The sequence below is a fragment of the Acidobacteriota bacterium genome (assembly GCA_018001935.1).
Lineage (GTDB): Bacteria > Acidobacteriota > JAAYUB01 > JAAYUB01 > JAAYUB01 > JAGNHB01.
In genome coordinates, this window is the sequence record JAGNHB010000001.1 from 204,790 (window position 1) to 223,396 (window position 18,607).

Below are 18,607 nucleotides of genomic sequence, written 5' to 3' on the forward strand. Positions count from 1 at the left end.
TGGCGCCCCCCCTTCTCTTTGGTGCAGCGCCTCCCGGCAGGAGGCGCGTACTTCAGTTGATGGCGTCGGGCTCCACCAGGAGCCAGTAGCCGTTGCTCCGGAACCAGCCGATGTCGAGAAGGCTGACGCCGATGGTGTAGGTCCCGGCGTTGAGTTCGACCTCGATGTACTCCGGCCCCGGGACCCCGTTGAGGGCCGACCCCACCACGTTCCAGCCCGTGTCGAAGAGGTAGAGGTCCATGTCGCAGTAGCGGCTGTCCGGGTAGAGGCTGAGGAGGTAGCGCCCTGTGCGGGGCACCTGGAAGCGGTAGAGGTCCTCCACCGTGTCGGTGTAGCCGCCCCCGATGTCGAAGTAGAACCACCCCGAGTCCCCGGGGCCGACGAAGCCGCGGACCTCGACGGGGAACAGGGAAAGAACGTTCGGGGTCTCGCGGTAGCCGTTGTTGGCGTCGTCGGTCTCGTCCTGGATGGGCAGGTAGCGCTGGGCGGGCACCGCCGAGAAGAAACGGGAGTCGGTGGTGCTGAAGATCTCGTAAGCGTATCCGCCCTTGCCGCTCTCGACGGTGAGATAACCGCCGATCTGGGGCCACGGCCCGTCCGTGATCCACTCGTTGAGCAGGCCCAGGCGCCTCTGCCCGGCGCCCTCCGTCACCGTCTGGTCGTCCGTGCGGTTGCCGTTGGGGTCCCAGACGTCGAGTCGGACGGCGTTGGCGGTCTCGAGGCTGAGGACGGCCAGGCCGGTCACGTAACCGATCCCGCCGGCCATGCCCTGGGCCACGTGGGACATCAGGTTGTAGTAGAGCGGGTGCCACTGGAGGGGCAGGGTGGTCTGGAGGAGGTGGTAACCCGGGTCCCCGAAGGTGGTGGCGCCGATGAGGGGCCGGTCGCTGCTGACCCGGACCCACCCGTCGGTGACGCCGGCGGAGGGGAATCCGAACTCGGCGGGGGTGAGGTCCACCACCCGGTTGTACCAGCCGGGGATGGCGTAGCTCCTGGGCTGTCCGACCGGGGCCCCGTTGGCGTTGTAGAGGGTCACGGTGAGGTTGGCGGTCTGGTCGTTGGGGTTGACCAGGTCCAGCCGCGAGTTGAAAAACCCGTTCAGGTGGACGAAGTGGGGGCTCACCGTCAGGTTGCGGGCTTCCCAGGGGAAAATGGACGGCTGGCCCGCCAGGGAGCCGGCGGAGTTGAAGTTCACGGTGAAACCGGCCGCGGGAAGCTGGGTCCGGGCCATGAGGTAGGCGGACCCCGCGCCGGCGGGCCGGAAGATGGCGGCGCCGTTGGGCGGGATCGTGTCTTCCAGGTGGGTCTCGCTCCCGTCGGCGTAGTAAACGTAGAGATCAACCTCGTTGGCGAAGGCGTTGGGGTTCACGATGGTGACGTCCGTGTACTCGTCGCTCTCCGCCGTGAAGCGGGGGAAGTACAGGGTGGTGGCGGTGTCGGAGAGGGCCCCGGCGCCGTCCAGGCAGTCCATGACGTTGTTGTAGAAGCTCTCGGAGAGGAAGAAGCCCTGGACCCCGTACGGGTCGGGGTTGTCGGTTTCCACGAGGATCCACCCGTCGGCGGCGCCGCCGGGGAACTTGAACAGCTGGTCCACCTGGGCCGTGTACTGCTGGTAGGGCGCCAGGTCCACCACCGCCGGGTTGGACGCTCCCGTGCCGGCGGGGAGGGGGATGCCGTCGATGTCGAAGGCCGTGATCCGAAGCCACGAGTAGTAATTGGAGTTGCTGACGACGGCGATGCCCATGCCGTAGTCCGCGTTGATGGAGAGCCAGGGGAAGAGCAGCCGGTTCCGGACGGGGATGGGGGAGGTCGCGGGCTTCGGGAAGTGAAGGTACTTGTTCCGGAGCGGGGAGGGGTTGAGGATCTCGAACAGGGCCACGGGGGTGGAGGAGGGCAGCGTCCCGTTGGCGTAGGCGTGGAGCGGGAACGAGGTCTCCAGGCCGCCCGTGTCATACACCCCGCCCGTGTAGCCCACCAGGGCCGTGACGGCCCCGGTCTCGCCGTAGGTGAACCGGAAGTCGCCGTTGCCGTGCAGGACCAGGTCGGCGGTCACGGGGATGGTGCCCTGCCCGACGACCGGCACGTTGTGCCAGGAGAAGGTGACCTGGCCGGCAGACACCTTGGCATCCACCAGGAAATGGGTGTTTCCCTGAGGGTTGAGGTCGCATTTCAAGGGGGCGATCTTGGGCATGGGGCGGGAGAGGAAGTCGTGGATGTCGGCTCCCGCGAGGGTGTAGGCCGGGTCGGGGTCCTCGAAGCGGTTGAGGGTGACGTACCCGTTCGAGCACAGGAAGACGCGCCGGCAGGTCCGGCCGGCGAAGGTGAAGTTGAAGCCGTCGGGGAACCCGAACTCGACGGTGTCGTTGTCCCCCAGCGGGAGCTGGTTGATGTCGAAACGCGGCAGGTTGACCGTCTGGGCGATGTTGACCCAGGCGGCGTTGAGAAGGGTCGTCTCGGTGAACCCCCAGATGCAGCAGGCGCCGATCCCGTCGTCCTCGATGACGGGGGCCCAGATGCCGTCGCGCCCGTCGATGGCCTCCACCACCAGGTGGTACTCGCCCGGCGGGAGGCCCGAGATCTCGAACTCGCCGGAGCCGTCGGCCCGGAAGCCCGAGAGGCAGGCCACCTGGAGGTCGATGTCGCTCTTCTTCACCACCCTGACGTGGACGGCGGTCAGGGGGATCTGCCCGTTGTAGAAAATGCGCCCGCGGATGGTCCCCAGCTCGGAGCCCCAGGGGATGTGGTACGGCGGGTTGTAGATCGTCTCGGGGTAGAGCAACGACACGGCGGACATGTCGTCATATTCCAGGGTGCGCCCCCAGCGGTCGTCCACGGGGTTCTCCCAGGGGTACATGGTGGGAATGTAGAACGGGTCGATGGCGAAGGCGCCCGGCGCGGTGTTGGCGAGGTTCACGGCGCCCACGAAAGTGTGGCCCAGCCCCCACACGTGGCCGAGTTCGTGGGTGAGGGTGGACTGGAGGTCCAGGGCGGCGCTCGACCCGAAGAGCCCGTTCATGACCAGCATGGCGTCGGTGATCCGCTGGGTTTCGGTGTTCTCGATGACGATCCCCACCCCGGCCACGGTGTTGGGGTCGAGGCCGAAGTAGTCCAGGACCTGGCCGGTTTCGTCGAACACGATCTCGTTCACCCCGTCGTTGATGACCCCGTAGTCGATCCCCAGGTTGTCGAGGGTGAAGTTCACGCTGGAGACGTAGAGGTTTCCGGTGAGCTGCCGGGCCTCGGGGACGTCGTCCCACGTGTTGACGGAAGCGACGACGAGCGGGAGGCCGTCACCCCCGTGGAGGGTCCCGCCGTCCACGAGGAAATCCACGGGCAGGGCGCCCCAGTGGACGAAACGGGTCTGGTCGTCCAGGGTGGAGACGCTGGTCTGGAGCACGAAAGCCGGGCAGCTGACGGTGAACAGGAGAAGTGCGCAGAGGGTGAGAGAAGTTCGCAGTTTCATGGCCGGCCTCCTTTGACCGAGAGGGCCGAGGTGAAATCGGAGAGGGGGACCCACGCGCCCTTCGTCCCGGGCGCCGAAGCCGCGGCTTTGCCGGCGGGGGACTTGCCGGCCGGGAGCTGCACTTCCCAGGCGCCGGCAGCGGTCTTCCGGGCCTCCAGGACGCCCCGGGAGGCCCCACAGACCAGGAACGCCTTCGGGTCGCTCGCCTTGGGGCGCAGGAAGACGACGTAGTGCTTCCCCTTGAGAAAGACGGGGGCGTCCGGCACGGTGACCCGGAGCTTCCCGACGGTCCCCCCGATCACCTTCAGGGAGAAGGTTTCGGGAAGCCCGCCGTCCTTCAGGGCGGACTCTTTTCGGAACATCCAGGTGGTGAAGACCAGTTGGCCGTTGCCGGGGGCCTGGTTCACCGATTGGCCGGTGCAGGTCACGACGGCGACGTCACGGGCCAGGGCGGCCGTTTCCGGCAGGGTGACGGGGCGGGTCCGCGCCGCCGCCCACGGGACCGGGAGGAGCAGGATCGACAGGAACAGGATCGGGCGGATGACCAGGGTTCGAGCTTTCATGGAATGCCTCCTCATTCAACAGCATTCAAGGGCTTAGACGCGGACACCCTGCCGGGAGTTCAATGGGGATCCCGGAATTTCCACCCTTGTGAACAGGCCCGCCCCGACGGGCGGCGGCAAGGGGAGTCCGGGGCTCACCGCATCTCCGCCAGAGTGAAGACGGCAACCTCCACCACGGTCCCCAGCAGAGCAATGACCAGGGCGAGCTTGAACCGTCGAAGGGCGGACCGTTCGCCGTCGGGCAGGGCGAATTTCTCCGGGGCGAAACTGAACATGCGCCGGCCGAGGCGTCGGTACTGGAGGCGGTCGAATCGCCAGGCTTCCAGGGCGGCCCAGAACAGGAAAACGAGGTTCCACGCAACGAGGATCAGGTTCACGGCGTCTCCCAAACCCGCTTGGCAGGGCCATTGTACCGGATGACCGCCGTGGGGCCAAGGGGCTGGGCCCTTAAAATCCGACTTCCTTGACGCGGGAGGGTGGATGGTGGATAATCCGGACCCGTCGGACGGACGAAAGGAGTGAAGGAAAATGCGGGCTACGGATGATCGCCGCTGCTTTGTGTGCGGGAGCGAAAACCCCGAGGGGATGCGGCTCGAATTCAGGACGGAAGCGGCAGGGGAGGCGTCGGCGGAACTGGCCGTGCCCGACCGGTACGCGGGGTGGTCCGGAGTGGTGCACGGGGGGATCGTCTGCACCCTCCTGGACGAGGCCATGGCCAAGGCGGCCATGGCGGCGGGTCACCCCGTCGCCACCGTGGAACTCTCGGTGCGCTACCTCGCCCCGGTCCCCACGGGGGCGACGTGCCGGGTCGTCGGGAAGGTCCTGGAGGTGCGACGGCGCCTGGTCCTGACGGAAGGGAGCGTGTCCGACGCCGAGGGGCGTGTTTTCGCGACGGCCACCGCCAAGATGCTCGTCGTCGCCCGCGGGGAGACGTGAACTCTCGCCAGGCGCAACGCCCGCAAAGGAAGACGGCCTTGGCCGAAAATCCTGCTCCAGACCGATTTTTCGAGAGATCGAACCCCATACTTGATGCGTTCGCAAAACGTCGGAAAACGAAGGGAAAAGTGTATGTAAAGCCTTTGTTTGAGACATCACCCGGAGGGTGATGGTACTTTTTGCGGTGTCGTCAAGTTTGACGCCCCCGCAAAAAGTCCTTTTCTCTCACAGAGGCACGGATGCACGGAGAAATGCAAATCGTATTTAATAGAATCAACAATTCTTATGATTCTTCCCTGTGCCTCTGTGCCTCTGTGAGATCAGAATCCGGGCTTTTTGCGGGGATGTCCAGAATGATGGCCGTGGACGGTTGGCCCGAAGGGTGCGATGATGGCTGTACCGATGGCGATGGCGATGGCGATACCGATTGCGATACCGATTGCGATACCGATACCGATACCGATTCCGACCCCGATGGGTATTTCTCCGGACCTACAGCCTACAGCCTACAGCCTAAACCCCTTCACTTGAAATACTTCTTCATCGCGGCCTGGAAGATTCCCTCGAAGGAGGTGAAGTTCCAGTACCCTTCGCCTTTGGTGTTGTCCATGATGTAGAGGAAGGCGTCACGATAAAGGGTGAAGGACGGGGCCCGGACGGCGACGGGTTTCCGCTGCACGAAGAACCCCACCAGGCGGATCTCGTTTTTCTTGCAGTAATCCACCAACTGGGGGAGGGGAGGGTATCGGTCGGGGACGAAGGCGAAATTGTCCATGGGGCTCCCCGTGTCCGACATCTGGAGGAGGTCCTGGGACACGCCGTCCCCGATCACGTAGACGGTGGTTTCCCGGATCCCCTTGTCTTTGAGATATTTCGCCAGGGTCTTGTAGGGGTTCGTGGCGGTGGACGTCGCGCGGAACTTGAAGGAGCCGGGGACCCCGTCCAGTTTTCCCGCTTTCCCGGCGTACTCCTCCTTGTAATCGGTGTTCACGAAGGAGACGAAGACGAGGTCACGGTCGGCCGGGAGATTTTTCACCAGCCAGGTGAAACCGTTTTCGAAACCGTAGTCGTCCACTCCGGGGCGCATGTCCTGTTGAACGAAGAAAATGATGGGTTTGGCGGCGGGTTCCGCCGCGAGGGAGAAGGCGAGGGTGGCGGTCAGCAACGCGATCAGGGTGAAGGTCTTGCGGTACATGGTCCATCTCCTCCATAGCGTGGTTTGGCAACAAGGGAACATCCCCTCCGCGGTTGCGGGGGAAGCTGTCTGTTAGATGCGACGGAGTCGGTAAAGTTCAACCCGGGAAGGCCCGGAGCGGGCGATTCCCTCTCATTTTCGCATGTGCTTTTTCATCGCGGACTTGAAGACGCCCTTGAAGGTCGAGAAATTCCAGTAGATTTCACCCCGGGTCGCCTTCGTGACGTAAACGAGGGAATCCCTGAAGACCGAGTCATCGTCTTTTTCGTCGCCCGACACCTTGTTGAGGATGTTCAGGGATTTCCAGACCAGGAAACCGACGATGCGCACCCGGAAGGTCTTGCAGTAATCCACCAGGATCGAGACGGTGGGGAAGCGGTCGGGAAGGAAGGAATACCGGTCGTTGGCGTAGGAACTCTCGTACTGGATCAGGTCCTGGGACACACCGTTGCTGACGAGGAAGACGGTGGTGTCCTGGATGGAGTGGTCCCGGAGGTAGCGGTAGATGTTCATGTAGGGCGTGGTGGCGGCGGAAGGGGCCTCGAAGTAGAACCCTCCGGGCGGCCAGGAGAGGCTGGAGGCGGCGCCCGAGTACTCCTCCGTGTAGATGTTGTTGAGGAGGGACACGAAAACAACCTGGCGGTCCGCGGGCAGGCTTTTCATCAGGAAGGTGAAACCGTCCTCGAAGTCGAAGTTGTCGATGGTGGGCCGGATGTCCTTCTGGACGAAGAAAACGAGCGGGCGGCCCGGCGCCGGCGACGGGGCGGGGGTCGCTGAGACGGCGGCCAGGGTGAGGGCCGACGCCAGGAGAAGGCTGAACACGGTTCGGGTCATGGGGAACTCCTCGGAAAAGTCAGGGGGCCGGCTGCAGGGCAGGGGCCCGGAGGTCGACGGCCGGCGGGCGGAAGGTGACCGGTGGTGCGTCGGACGAATCGGTTTCGATGGTGGCGTTGGCGGGGTTCGCCAGGATCTTGCGCACCAGGGCGGCGTGGATCCCGTGCCCGGCCCGGGCGGCAAAGAACCGTCCGATGACGGGCATCCCGACGAGGGCGAGGTCACCCAGGAAATCCAGCACCTTGTGGCGGATGAACTCGTCGGGGAAGCGGAGGCCCCCGGGGTTGAGCACCGCCGTGTCCGAGAAGACCACGGCGTTGTCGAGCGAACCGCCCTTGATCAACCCGTTCTCCTTGAGCTGGCTGATTTCGCGGATGAACCCGAAGGTCCGGCAGGGGGCGAGTTCCCGTCGGTACACGTCGGGGGTCGGCACGTAGGTTCTCTCCATGCGCCCGATGAGGGGGTGGGGGAAGTCGATGAGGTAGGTGACCTCGAGACGGTCGGACGGGGAGGCCGTGATGAGTTTGTCCCCGAGTTCGTGATGCACCTCCCGGAGGATGCGGAGCGTCCGGCGGGGGGCGGGCTGAGTCGCGAGGCCGACGCGGTCGAAGGCGTCCAGGAGCGGGACGGCCGAACCGTCCAGGATGGGGACCTCCATGTCGTCCACGTCGATGAAGGCGTTGTCGACGCCGTAACCCCGAAGCGCGGAGAGGACGTGCTCCACCGTGGAAACCAGGACCCCCTTTTTCATCAGGGTGGTGGCGTAACTCACGTTGGCGATGTGAGCGGCCGTCGCCTCGATGGGAAAACCATCCAGGTCCGAGCGGCGGAAAACGATCCCGGTGCCGGGCGGGGCGGGGTGGATGGTCATGGCAACCTGGCATCCGGAGTGAAGGCCGACCCCGTTGAAGGAGACGGGGCCGCCCAGGGTCATCTGCGGGCAGGGGTACCTTGTCATTCGATCCTCGGCGCGTTGAGCTTTTCGCCGGTGCACGGGCGAAGGCGAAACACTCTTTACGCAATCCCCGGGCCAAACGAGGCGATTTCCAAGCGGCTTGAAAACAAACAGATGCCTGCGTCGCATGCCCGGGGGGTGTGGCGGTTCTCCACCACCGGATGGAAAGATGTGGCCAAACCACCACGGGTTGCCGTCTCCTCCCGGAGCGGGGCCCCCCGGATCCTCGACTTGACGGCTGTTCGTCGGGGTGCTATGGTGGCACCCATGACACGACCGGATTCCAGAGGTGCTGCGAGTGCCTGGGGGGGAGGCGGGGGCCTTTCCACCCGGAAGGTGGCCGGATGGGCCCTGCCGTTGTGCGGCCGGGGGCTTGTCCGGCTGGCGGCTCGCGCCGTGCTGCTGACGGTACTGACCGGCCAGCTGCCGGCGCTCGACCCCGCGCGCCAGGTCTCGCAGTACGGGTTCCGGACCTGGGGGCCCGATGACGGCCTGCCGACGGGGGCAGTGCGGGCCCTCGCCCAGGCGGCCGACGGCTGGATCTGGGTCGGGACCGACGACGGGCTCTGCCGCTTCGACGGCGTACGCTTCTACCCCTTCTCTGTGGACGACAACGCCCGGAACCCGGTCCGGCAGGTCACGGCCCTCGAACCCGAACCGGGCGGCGGGGTCTGGGTCGGGACCCGGGGCAGCGGCCTGCTGCGATGGCGCCAGGGGAAACTGGTCCCCATGGCCGGGGAGGCGGGAAAACCCGGGACCACCATCACGGCCCTTGCGCGGGACCGGGAGGGGGACCTCTGGGCCGGGACGTCGGACCGGGGGGTCTACCGTCTCGTGGGGGAGTCGATGCGCCGGTACACCCGGCGGGACGGCCTCCCGTCCGATCTCGTCTCGGGCCTTTGGGGGGACCCGGCCGGGGGCGTCTGGGTGGGCACGGCGGACGGCGCCCTGACGCGGCTCGGCACCGGACCGGCCCACCCCTTCGTCCCCGAGGAACCCGGACCGGCGGCGTGCCTCAGGGTGGCGCTCCGGGACCGGAAAGGCGGCCTGTGGACCGGCTACTCCGTTTCCAGCGTGGACGAGACCTACGGCGACCTGCTTCACTCCGTCTCGGTTCGGGAGCCCCGGGGGGTCTCCTACGAGGTTTCCTTTTTCACGCCCGGCGACATGCAGGCCTCCACCGCGCCCTTCCCCATCCTGGAGGACCGCCTGGGGATGATCTGGTTCGGCACGCGCAAGGGGGTGGTCCGGGTCAACCATGGGCGCATGGAGATCCTGGGCGCGGCCGACGGGTTGCCCGACGAGCATGTGACTTCGCTCCTCGAGGACGGGGAAGGGAACCTCTGGGTGGGGACCCGCCTCGGCCTGACCCGGCTGCGCGACACGATGTTCATCCCCTTCACCCGTCGCCAGGGACTGCAGAGCGACCGCGTCCTGTGCGTGGCCGAGGGGACGCGGAGCGGGGCCTGGGTCGGGACCGACAACGGTCTCAACAAGATCGAGAACGGCCGGGCTGTGGCCTACAAGGCCGTCGACCTTGCCGGGACGTGGGTCTACGACGTCGTCCAGGGGAAAGACCGGACGATTTGGCTGGCCACCCGGCGAGGCTTGATCCGGGCGCACGACCAGAAGCTCGAGCCCGTCGTCGAGCCCTCGGGCAAGAAGGCCCCGGACGTCGTTCACGCGCTGTGCGGCGACCCGATGGGGACCCTCTGGGTCGGCACCGCCACCCGGGGCGTGCTGGCCTTCCAGAACGGTGTGCTCCGGGAAGGCCCCCTCACCGAGGCGCCGCCCTTCCGCAGCGTCAACGACCTCGCCGGCGGGCCCGACGGGGCTGTCTGGGCGGCCACCCGCGGGGGGCTCGGGCGGCTCCGGTCCGGGGTCGTCGAAGCGGTCCCCGTCCCGCCCGAGGCGCAAGGGAAGGAATCGGACTGCCTGCTCGTGGACGCCGACGGCACGGTCTGGGCGGGGACGCGGGGCGCCGGGCTCCTCCGCTGCCGAAACGGCGTGGCACGGAACGTCACGACGCGGCAGGGCCTGTGGCACGACACAATCCTCTCCATCCTGGACGACGGCCGTGGCTGCCTGTGGATGGCCACGCCCCAGGGACTTTTCCGGGCACGCCGGGCACAGCTCGAGGCGGCTGCCGAACGGCCGGGGGCGGCCGTGCAGTGCACCCGGTTCGGGACGGAGGACGGGGTGCGCAGCCTGGAGTGCCTTCCGGGCGGGTGCCGGACCTCCGATGGATGCCTCTGGTTCTGCACCATCCGCGGGCTCTGTGTCGTCCATCCCGAGCGGGCCGAGACCGTCCCGGTTTCCCCACCTCCCCTGATCGTGGAAATCCTGGCGGACGACCAGCCGGTCCCCCCGGGACAGGACGTGTTCGCGCCCGGGGTCCGCGACCTCGAGTTCCGCTTTGCGGCCCTGTTTTTCCGGGCCCCGGAACAACTCCGCTTCCGGAGCCGGCTGGAGGGTTTCGATCGGGACTGGTCCGAGCCCTTCACCGACCGGAAGGTCCGATTTGCCGCGTTGCCCCCGGGCGAGTACACCCTGCGGGTCCAGGGTCGCCTTCCCGGTGGCGCCTGGGGGCCGGACGGGGCGGTGTTCCGCTTCACCGTACAGGCCCCGCTGATCCAACGGGGATGGTTCCAGGCCCTCATCCTGGCGGTGGCCGTGGGGCTCGTGCTGGTGGGGAGGCGCATGGTGGTCCGGCTGCACGGCATGGTCCGGGAATGGCGTTCCACCCACCATGTGGGGCCTTACCGGCTGCTGGAGACCGTGGGGAGGGGGGGCATGGGGACCGTCTGGAGGGCCGTACACCGGAAAACCGGCGCCGAGGCCGCCGTGAAGGTCCTGGACACGAGCCCCGACACCCCCGTGGCCCGGGACCGCTTTGTCCGCGAGGGGCTCGCGTGCGAGCGGATCGACCACCCGGCGGTGGTCAAGGTCTTCGAACGCGGGGAGGACCAGGGGCGGCTCTGGTACGCCATGGAGTTCTGCCGGGGCCGGAGCCTGCGGGCGCTGATCGGTCCCGAGGGCATCCCCCCCGGGCGGGCCCTGGACATCTTCCGGAAACTCATCGAGGCCGTCCGGGCAATCCGGGAAGCGGGGGTGACGCACCGGGACCTGAAACCCGAGAACGTCTTCGTGCTGGATGCGGAGGGAGGGCACGCGGACGGGGACGGGTCCCGGATCAAGGTCCTGGACTTCGGCCTCGCGCGACTGTCCGACCATCGGACCCGAACCAGCCAGGCGATCCCCGCGGGCACGGTGGCCTACCTCCCGCCGGAGTACCTGGGGAGCGCGGGTCGGGAGGACGCGGGGATGGACCTCTACGCGCTCGGCGTAATCCTCTACGAGATGCTCACCGGGGCGCCCCCCTTCGCGGGCGACGCGGATGACCCTGCCGCCATGCTCTACGCGATTCTCAGCGAGACCCCCGTCGCGCCGTCCGAGATCGACCCGGCCATTCCCGGGGCCCTCTCCGATCTCGCGCTCCGCCTGATCGCCCGCAACCCCGCCGACCGCCTGAAGACGCCGGAGGAAATCGCGGCTTGCCTGGCGATCCCGCCATTGCCTTGACTTCTCCGCAACCAGTCCGGACCCCACAAGCCACAAAGAACGCAAAGACACGCAAGGAAAGTCCTAAAACATAGATTTCAATGTATTTTTAAGGCCTTTCTTTCTTCGCGTTCCATGCGTTCTTTGTGGCTGAATTGACTTCTTGCGGTGCTGACAATCTTGACTCGGGCGCGGCGGGGGGCTATCCTTCGACCGTCGAATCAACGATCAAAGGAGCGCCGATGCAGCGATACCTGACCCGGACCCTCAACATGGCGCGGTTCCTGACGCGCAAGTACTTCATGGCGGGCCGGGAGGCCTTCCGGGAAGAGCTGTCCACCTGCGTCGGCTTTCTCGCCGGGCAGTTCCCGGAACGGTCCCCCGAACTGCGGTCCCACCTCGAGGCGATCCTGGACGCACTTCTCCACGGCTTCTGCGACGCCGACCCCGACCGGGTCGCCCGCCTGAAGGCGCGGTTCCCCTGGGAGTGGCGCGGGGAGACGGAGGCTGCGGCGTGCGGGGCCGCGTTCCTGCGCGACGTCGAAGCGCTGGTGGACGGCGTCGAGTCCGACATGGCCGCGGAGGACCTGGGCGGGAAGGCGGCACGGTACCTGAAGGAGTGCCCCGAGGAAGTTCTGCGGAACCTGACCCTCGAGTCCCTGGCCGACACGTTTCACTACAGCCGGACCCACTTCGCCGAACGGTTTCACCGGGAACGGGGCATCACGGTGCACGACGCCCTCACCCACGAGAAGATGCACCGGGCGTTCCGGCTCCTCTCCGAGGGCGAACCGCCCCCCACCGTCCGGGAGTTGACCCACCGCTTGGGCTTCTCCGACCCGGTCTACTTCAGCCGGGTGTTCCGGAAGATCTACGGCATGCTCCCCTCCCGCGTGCGGGGGGAGTAACCGTTCGCACGCGCCGTCCCGGCGCGGGATGGTTCGCACCCACCGTCCCGGCGCGGGATGGTTCGCACGCGCCGTCCCGGCGCGGGATGGTTCGCACGCGCCGTCCCGGCGCGGGATGGTTCGCACGCGCCGTCCCGGCGCGGGGTGGTTCGCACCCACCGTCCCGGCGCGGGATGGTTCGCACCCACCGTCCCGGCGCGGGGGTGAGAATCCCCTCCCTCCCGTGGGGTGCGTGACCCGACCACTCCCCGCCCCTCAGCGCCGCGCGTTAGCAAACAATAGAATTCCCGTGATTTACCTCTCCCTGACGGCTGCGGCTCCGACGGGCCCCCGGAGAGCGGGACTCTCAGCCTTCGGGAACCCCCGACGCCTGCTTCAGCGCCACCTGCGCCACCCGACGGCCGAGCTTTCGGGCGTTTTCCAGGTCCCGGTCCCCCGGGGCGCCGACACAGGAAACCCCGTAGTGCCCCGTGGCGTCGAGGGGGTCGCCCGTCACGATCATCCCGAAGATCAGCATGGCCTGGAGAATGGAGAGGAGGGTGGTCTCCTTGCCGCCGGAGACGTCCCCGGACGTGGCGAACGCGGCGCCCACCTTGCCCTCCATCTGTTTCCGAAGCCCGACGAAACGGTCGAAGATCGATTTCAGGTCCGCGGCCATGCCGCCGAAGTAGACGGGGGAACCGGCCACCAGGGCGCCGGCTGCCAGGAAATCCTCCCGGGTGACATTGTCGGGCGTGCGGAGGACGGCCTCCACCCCGGCGACGGACCGGGCCCCGTCGGCGACCCCGCGGGCCAGGGCGGCGGTGTTGCCGCTGCGGGAGAAGTAAAGGACGAGCACGTTCATGGATACCTCCGAGACTGATCATGGGGAAAGGATCCAGGCTGAAGGCGGTCAGACTGAAGGTGGTTTGGCTGAAGCCTGTCAGGCTGAAGGCTCGGAGGGTGTGCCGACAATTCGCTTGCTTGGGTGGCATGCCCCATCAACGTCCTCCTGCAGCGTCGGCTCAGCCTGTCCCTTTGGCCCCTTTGTCCCTTCTCGCCTTGGTTTCATCACGGCGCCTTCACGCCATCTAAAGGCTCAGCACCCTCCGCCTGGTGCCTGCGCGGGGCGGATTTTACCAGAAAAACCGCCCTTTCTACACAGATTGATCCCCTGCGGGGATCGGGACGGGGGAGGGCGTGAGCGTAGTAAGCCTTCTCGCCGGAAACGAATTCGCAACCGATTTGAAGAGAAGGAGTTGCAAAATGCGGTTTCTGGTCAATTGGACGGCGCCCCCGCCGCCCCCGCTACAGATGTTACACGCTTACGGCTTTCGGACACCGACACGTGCAAGGGCCGGTACACCGTCCTGAGGGGGCCAGCCCCGTGCGGCGCGCAGGTTTGGCGGAGCGCCGCTTTGACCGCGCCGCGCAGGCTTCCGGAGCGGCGGGGGGAGAGTGACGGGGGGCGGAGACCCGGTGCTCCGGGAGCGGTGCCCCCGTCTGGCGACCTTGCATCCCCCGCGATGGTGATGTGGTCCCCCTCCGACGGCGCTCCGGCGGCCTGCGCGCCTTGTCCCTGGGGTTTGTCAAGAGGAACCGGGTCGCTTGGCCCGGGAGAAGCTGCCGGTTTCCGAGGTGCTGTTGCGCCTGCCGGACGTGGAAGCGTGCGCCGCCCGGGAACGCTGGGCGGGACTTGAACCCCGGGCGGGGATCAGACGGCGGCTTCGTCGGAGTCCTGGCAGAGGCGGTCCCAGAGGGCCTGGTTGTTGATGCAGCCGGGGTCGCCGGCGAGGATGTCTCCCAGGTAGGCGTCCGCCCGGGCCCTGCAGCCGCCGCAGACGCTGCGGTGATCGCAGACCTGGCAGTGGTCTTTCAGATTGTCGCGGTTGCAGAGGGTGTCGAAGTAGACGTTGCCGCGCCAGATCTCCCGGAGGGTCTTCTCCTTGAGGTTGCCGAGGAGCCGGTGGGGGATGTACACGCAGGGGGTCACGTCGCCGTTGGGCTGGATGGCGCAGTAGCAGCGGGCCGTCCCGCACCCGCCGATGTACTTGGCCAGGACCCGGATCTTGGAACCGGGGGCCGAGCCGGCGTGGCCGAGGGCCATGCGCCCCTCGAGTTCGGCGTACTGGAAGCAGGCCCGGCCGAGCTGGGGGGCCGTGCTCATGATGTTGATCTCCTTCCGGTCCATCCACCGCTGGAGGGTTTTCAGGAGGTCCTCGCGCTGGGCGGGGGAGAGGTCGTTGATGTCGTTCTTCGTCCCCCGGCCGACGGGGATGTAGTTGAAGTGGACGAAGGTGGCGCAACCCAGGTCCACCGCGAACCGGATGATGTCCTCGGCCTCGTCCACGTTCGACTGGGAGATGCAGGTGGCCAAGCCCACCCGCAGCCCGGGGGTGGCGGCGGCGATGCGGATCCCCCGAACGGAACGCTCCCAGGCGCCGTGGATGCCCCTGAACTCGTCGTGCTTGGCGGGGCTGGCGGAGTCGATGCTGACCTCGAGGTACTTGACGCCGTACTCGACCAGCCGGGCCGCGGTCTCCTCGGTGATGGTGGTCCCGTTGGACGCGACGGTGACGTGGATGCCCCGCTCCTTGCACCGCTTCAGGACTTCCCAGAAGTTTCTCCCCATCAGGGGCTCGCCGCCCGCGAGGGCCAGGAAGGGGACGTACTCGTCCGCCATCTCGTCGATGACGCGGAGCTTCTGTTCCAGGTCCATCTCGTCGGGGAGGGGTTTCGCGCAGGCGTCCTGGTAGCAGTGGAGGCACTTGAGGTTGCAGGCCTGGGTGAAATTCCAGACCACCATGAGGGGCATGGCGAACTTCTGGGGGGTGACGAGGCCGAACTCCCCGATGCTCCGGGAGGTGTTGACCAGGGCCCGCAGCGTGGGGCGGTGGTGGAAGAGCTTGAACTTCGTCATCTCCGCGTTCGCTTTCCGCTGGGTGAGCAGGTGCTCGATCACCGTGTGGAAGGGGTAGAACCGGAGCCGGTCCCACAGGGGCGCCGAGGGGTTCTCGTAAGAGTACATGAGTCTCTCGAGGAGGGTCCCGCCGTTGCGGTTCCGACGCGACAAGAACCCGAGCACCTTCCGGACCCTGGGGCTCAGCAGAAACTGCTCGACGCTGTTGTTCTGGGATTTCAGGATCGACTGCTTGTCTTCCATGCTCCAGCTCCTTGCGACAGCCGCGCAATATACAACGCGGGGCGGCCGAAATCAATTCAAAAGCGGCCCCCGTCCGTTAAAATGCGGGTGGAACGCCGTATTCGCTTTGCATTTGCAAGCCTTATGCGCTAAAATGAATCAGGATCGTTCGGTGGCGTGAAATGGCTTCGAGAAAATTGTCCATCCAGAAGGAAATCGCGTTCATCGCCCTCATCGTGGGAAGCGGCGTGATTGCCGTCTTCGCCGTCGTCGGGCAGCACGGCCTGCTCCGCCTCCAGGCCAAGGACGCGGAGTACCAGACCTACGCCGCGCGCAAGGCCGAACTGGAGGCCGAAAACGAGGCCCTGAAGGCTCGCAACCGCAAGCTGCAGGACGATCCGGCCACACTCATGCTCGAGATCCGGAAGCGTCTGGGTTACGCCCTGCCGGACGAGATTGTCTTCCAGGACACGCGCCCCGCCCAGGGGGCCGACCCGGGATACGCCGCGGGGAAGGAGGGCGCCGCGGCCGGCAGCAAGCACGAGGGTCCCGTGACCCCCGCCGGCTCGCCCGTCGAAGCGGCAGCAGCCGGGGCGGCGTCCGGCGGGTCGGGGAAAGCCTCCCGGCCGGCGGAGCAACGCGAGAATTCTGCGGGAGCGAGGTGAGCGATGAGAAGACGACTTGACCGCTCGAAGTTCCGGGGAATTATCCTGGGGGCCGCCATCGGGGATGCCATGGGGATGCCGTACCAGTTCCTTCACCCGCAGGTCGTGAGGGAGTCTTTCCCCGAACCGGTTCCCCACTTCCAGCGCGCCCCCGAGGGACACGTCAACGCCCAGTACGACAAGGGTCAGTACACGGACGAGACCCAGTTGATGATGATGGTCATCGAGACCATCCTGGAGCGGAAGGCCATCGACCCCGACCGGGTGGCCCAGGCCATGGTGCGCCTCTACCAGGAGGAGGGGTGGGTCACCCCGGGGCGGTCAATCCTGGCCGCCTGCCGGCGCCTGAGGGACGGCGCCCCCTGGCACCAGTCCGGCGGGTACCAGGACGGGAGCAAGCCCCTGGCCTTCGTGCCGCCGTCCGTGCTCTTTCTCCACCGGAACCTGGACGGGTCCCTCGAGCAGGTGCTCTCGCTGGCCCGGATCATCCTGCGCGAGTCGCGCGTCATGAGTGCGTGCCAGTGTTTCAGCATGCTCCTGCACAACATCATGCAGTGCAAGGGGGAGGAGGAGCTGGTCCCCGCCGTCCGGAAAACCGGGCGGGAGATGCAGCGGTTCGACCCCTCTTTCGACGAGATCCTCCAGTGGGTCGTCACCCTGCTGCCGTCTTCCATGGAGGAGGGCCTCCAGGAGCTCGGAACGGGGTACAGCGTGCTGGAAAGCCTCTTCTCGGCGCTCTTCACCTTCCTGAAACACCCGAGGGGCTATGCGGAGGCGGTGTCCAGGGTCGTGTACGCCGGGGACGCCGCGGACAACCTGGGGTTCCTCACGGGGGCGTTCCTGGGCGCCTTCAACGGGATCGAGGGCATCCCCGCCAACCTCCTGGAAGGGCTCCGGGACTCCCGGCTGATTCTCGAACTCGCGGATCAGCTCTACTCGGCATCCTCCGCGTCGTAACCGTACTGCTTCAGCTTCAGGCGGAGGGTTTTCCGGTCCAGGCCCAGGACCCGGGCCGCCATGGACTTGTTCCCCTCGACTTCCTTGAGAACGTGAAGGATGTAGATCCGCTCCACCTCGTCCAGCGGGAGCAGCCCGCCGTGGCCGGCCCGGGGCAGGAGCGGCTCCAGGAGGCGCTCATCGCGGACGCCCGTCGAGACCCGCGACGGGAGGGACTCCAGCGTGATGACGGGGGTCGGGGTCAGCGTCGCCGCGGATTCCACCACGTGGGCGAGTTCCCGCACGTTGCCGGGCCAGGCGTAGGAGAGAAAGGCCCGCAGGACCTCCTCCGAAAAAAGGAGTCCCTTCCGCCGGTTCCGCTCCTGGTACTGCCGGAGGAAGAAACCGGCGAGCAGGGGGATGTCCGCCGGGCGTTCGCGGAGGGGTGGGAGGGTCAGCCGGACCACGTTCAGCCGGTAGTACAGGTCCTCCCGGAAACGGTTCTCCCGCATCATCGCCTCGAGGTCGCGGTGCGTCGCGGCCAGGATTCGGACGTCCACGTGGATCTCGCGGGTGGACCCCACGCGCCGCACCTCGCCGTCCTGGAGGACCCGGAGCAGCTTGGCCTGCATGGGGAGCGGCATTTCCCCGATCTCGTCCAACAGGCACGTCCCCCCGTTGACCGCCTCGAAGATCCCCGCGTGGGCCTTGTCGGCGCCCGTGAACGCCCCCCGTTCGTAGCCGAACAGTTCGCTCTCCAGGAGCGTTTCGGTGATGGCGCCGCAGTTGATGGCGATGAAAGGCTTGTCGCGGCGGAAGGAGTTCTCGTGGATGGCCCTCGCCACCAGTTCCTTGCCGGTCCCGCTCTCCCCCTCGATCAGCACGGTGGTCTCGGTGTTGGCGACCCTGCCGATCAGCTTGAACACGTCGATCATCTTCTCCGAGGTCCCGATCAGGCGGCCGGTGCTGCTCCGGACGGAGGCGGCGGGCTCGACGAGGCTGTCCGCCACGATCCGGTCCCGCTTGGCGAGGGCGTTGGAGACGATCCGCCGGATCTTCTCGAGCTGGAACGGTTTCGGGATGAAATCGAAAGCGCCGGCCCGGACGGCCTGAATGGTAACGTCACTCGAGCCGAACGCGGTGACCACCACCACCAGGGTGCCGGGGTGATGCTCGCTGATGAACCGGGTCAAATCGATGCCCGTCTGCCCGTCCATGTGAACGTCGGTGATCACCAGGTCGAAGGCGCCGCCGCCGAGGACCTCCATCGCCTCCTCGGCGCTGCCGGCCCCGGTGACCGCGTAACCGTCGCGCAACAGGGCCTCGCTCAGGAGTTCGCGGGCCCCTTCGTCGTCGTCCACCACGAGGATTGCGTGCTGTGTCACGGGGTCGACCTCCAGGGTGATCTGGCCGCGGCGCGCGGGGCCGGGCCGTACAAAGGATAACGAAAACGCCGCACCGGCGCAAGGG

Annotated in this window: 14 protein-coding genes; 5 read left to right on the forward strand and 9 right to left on the reverse strand. The window is 66.9% G+C overall.

Features of this window, described 5'->3' with window-relative positions; all coding sequences use genetic code 11:
• Positions 1-52: 52 nt before the first annotated feature.
• From KA419_00805 to KA419_00815, 3 genes are all read right to left on the reverse strand, one after another.
• Positions 53-3,463 carry a pre-peptidase C-terminal domain-containing protein gene (locus KA419_00805; GenBank protein MBP7864459.1) on the reverse strand — a complete coding sequence of 1,137 codons (3,411 nt, stop codon included), beginning with the start codon at positions 3,461-3,463 and terminating at the stop codon, positions 53-55.
• Entirely contained in the window at positions 3,460-4,026 is a 567-nt protein-coding gene (locus KA419_00810; protein ID MBP7864460.1) for a hypothetical protein, read from the reverse strand. The genes KA419_00805 and KA419_00810 overlap by 4 nt, the downstream gene beginning before the upstream one ends.
• Before the next feature lie 134 nt (positions 4,027-4,160).
• A complete protein-coding gene (locus tag KA419_00815) occupies positions 4,161-4,403 on the reverse strand; it encodes a hypothetical protein (protein ID MBP7864461.1) in 243 nt (80 codons plus the stop codon).
• A 151-nt stretch (positions 4,404-4,554) separates the two neighbouring features.
• On the opposite strand from KA419_00815, the gene KA419_00820 reads away from it, so the two are divergent.
• Positions 4,555-4,962: a PaaI family thioesterase gene (locus tag KA419_00820; protein ID MBP7864462.1), complete on the forward strand. Its 408-nt coding sequence runs from the start codon at positions 4,555-4,557 to the stop codon at positions 4,960-4,962.
• Positions 4,963-5,485: 523 nt separating this feature from the next.
• Here the strand turns inward: KA419_00820 and KA419_00825 are convergent.
• The 3 genes from KA419_00825 to KA419_00835 all read right to left on the reverse strand — a co-directional run bounded on the left by KA419_00825 (position 5,486) and on the right by KA419_00835 (position 7,949).
• Positions 5,486-6,157: a hypothetical protein gene (locus KA419_00825; GenBank protein ID MBP7864463.1), complete on the reverse strand. Its 672-nt coding sequence runs from the start codon at positions 6,155-6,157 to the stop codon at positions 5,486-5,488.
• 132 nt (positions 6,158-6,289) lie between these two features.
• Positions 6,290-6,991 (reverse strand): hypothetical protein, encoded by a 702-nt coding sequence (locus tag KA419_00830; GenBank protein MBP7864464.1) that lies wholly within the window; start codon positions 6,989-6,991, stop codon positions 6,290-6,292.
• A 19-nt stretch (positions 6,992-7,010) separates the two neighbouring features.
• Positions 7,011-7,949, reverse strand: a complete 939-nt coding sequence (locus KA419_00835; GenBank protein ID MBP7864465.1) for a UDP-3-O-acyl-N-acetylglucosamine deacetylase — start codon at positions 7,947-7,949, stop codon at positions 7,011-7,013.
• 264 nt (positions 7,950-8,213) lie between these two features.
• Between KA419_00835 and KA419_00840 the strand changes: the two genes are divergently transcribed.
• Positions 8,214-11,528, forward strand: a complete 3,315-nt coding sequence (locus KA419_00840) for a protein kinase (protein MBP7864466.1) — start codon at positions 8,214-8,216, stop codon at positions 11,526-11,528.
• Positions 11,529-11,749: 221 nt separating this feature from the next.
• On the forward strand, positions 11,750-12,415 hold the full coding sequence (locus KA419_00845; protein ID MBP7864467.1) for a helix-turn-helix transcriptional regulator: 666 nt from the start codon (positions 11,750-11,752) through the stop codon (positions 12,413-12,415).
• A 346-nt stretch (positions 12,416-12,761) separates the two neighbouring features.
• Here the strand turns inward: KA419_00845 and KA419_00850 are convergent, their stop codons facing one another.
• Entirely contained in the window at positions 12,762-13,259 is a 498-nt protein-coding gene (locus KA419_00850; GenBank protein ID MBP7864468.1) for an NAD(P)H-dependent oxidoreductase, read from the reverse strand.
• 849 nt (positions 13,260-14,108) lie between these two features.
• Positions 14,109-15,557 (reverse strand): radical SAM protein, encoded by a 1,449-nt coding sequence (locus tag KA419_00855; protein ID MBP7864469.1) that lies wholly within the window; start codon positions 15,555-15,557, stop codon positions 14,109-14,111.
• 161 nt (positions 15,558-15,718) lie between these two features.
• Here KA419_00855 and KA419_00860 point away from each other — a divergent pair, with 161 nt between their 5' ends.
• Both KA419_00860 and KA419_00865 read left to right on the forward strand, forming a co-directional pair.
• On the forward strand, positions 15,719-16,201 hold the full coding sequence (locus tag KA419_00860) for a septum formation initiator family protein (protein MBP7864470.1): 483 nt from the start codon (positions 15,719-15,721) through the stop codon (positions 16,199-16,201).
• A 3-nt stretch (positions 16,202-16,204) separates the two neighbouring features.
• Entirely contained in the window at positions 16,205-17,158 is a 954-nt protein-coding gene (locus tag KA419_00865; GenBank protein ID MBP7864471.1) for an ADP-ribosylglycohydrolase family protein, read from the forward strand.
• Here the strand turns inward: KA419_00865 and KA419_00870 are convergent.
• Positions 17,134-18,522 (reverse strand): sigma-54-dependent Fis family transcriptional regulator, encoded by a 1,389-nt coding sequence (locus KA419_00870; GenBank protein ID MBP7864472.1) that lies wholly within the window; start codon positions 18,520-18,522, stop codon positions 17,134-17,136. The genes KA419_00865 and KA419_00870 overlap by 25 nt on opposite strands.
• Positions 18,523-18,607: the final 85 nt, after the last annotated feature.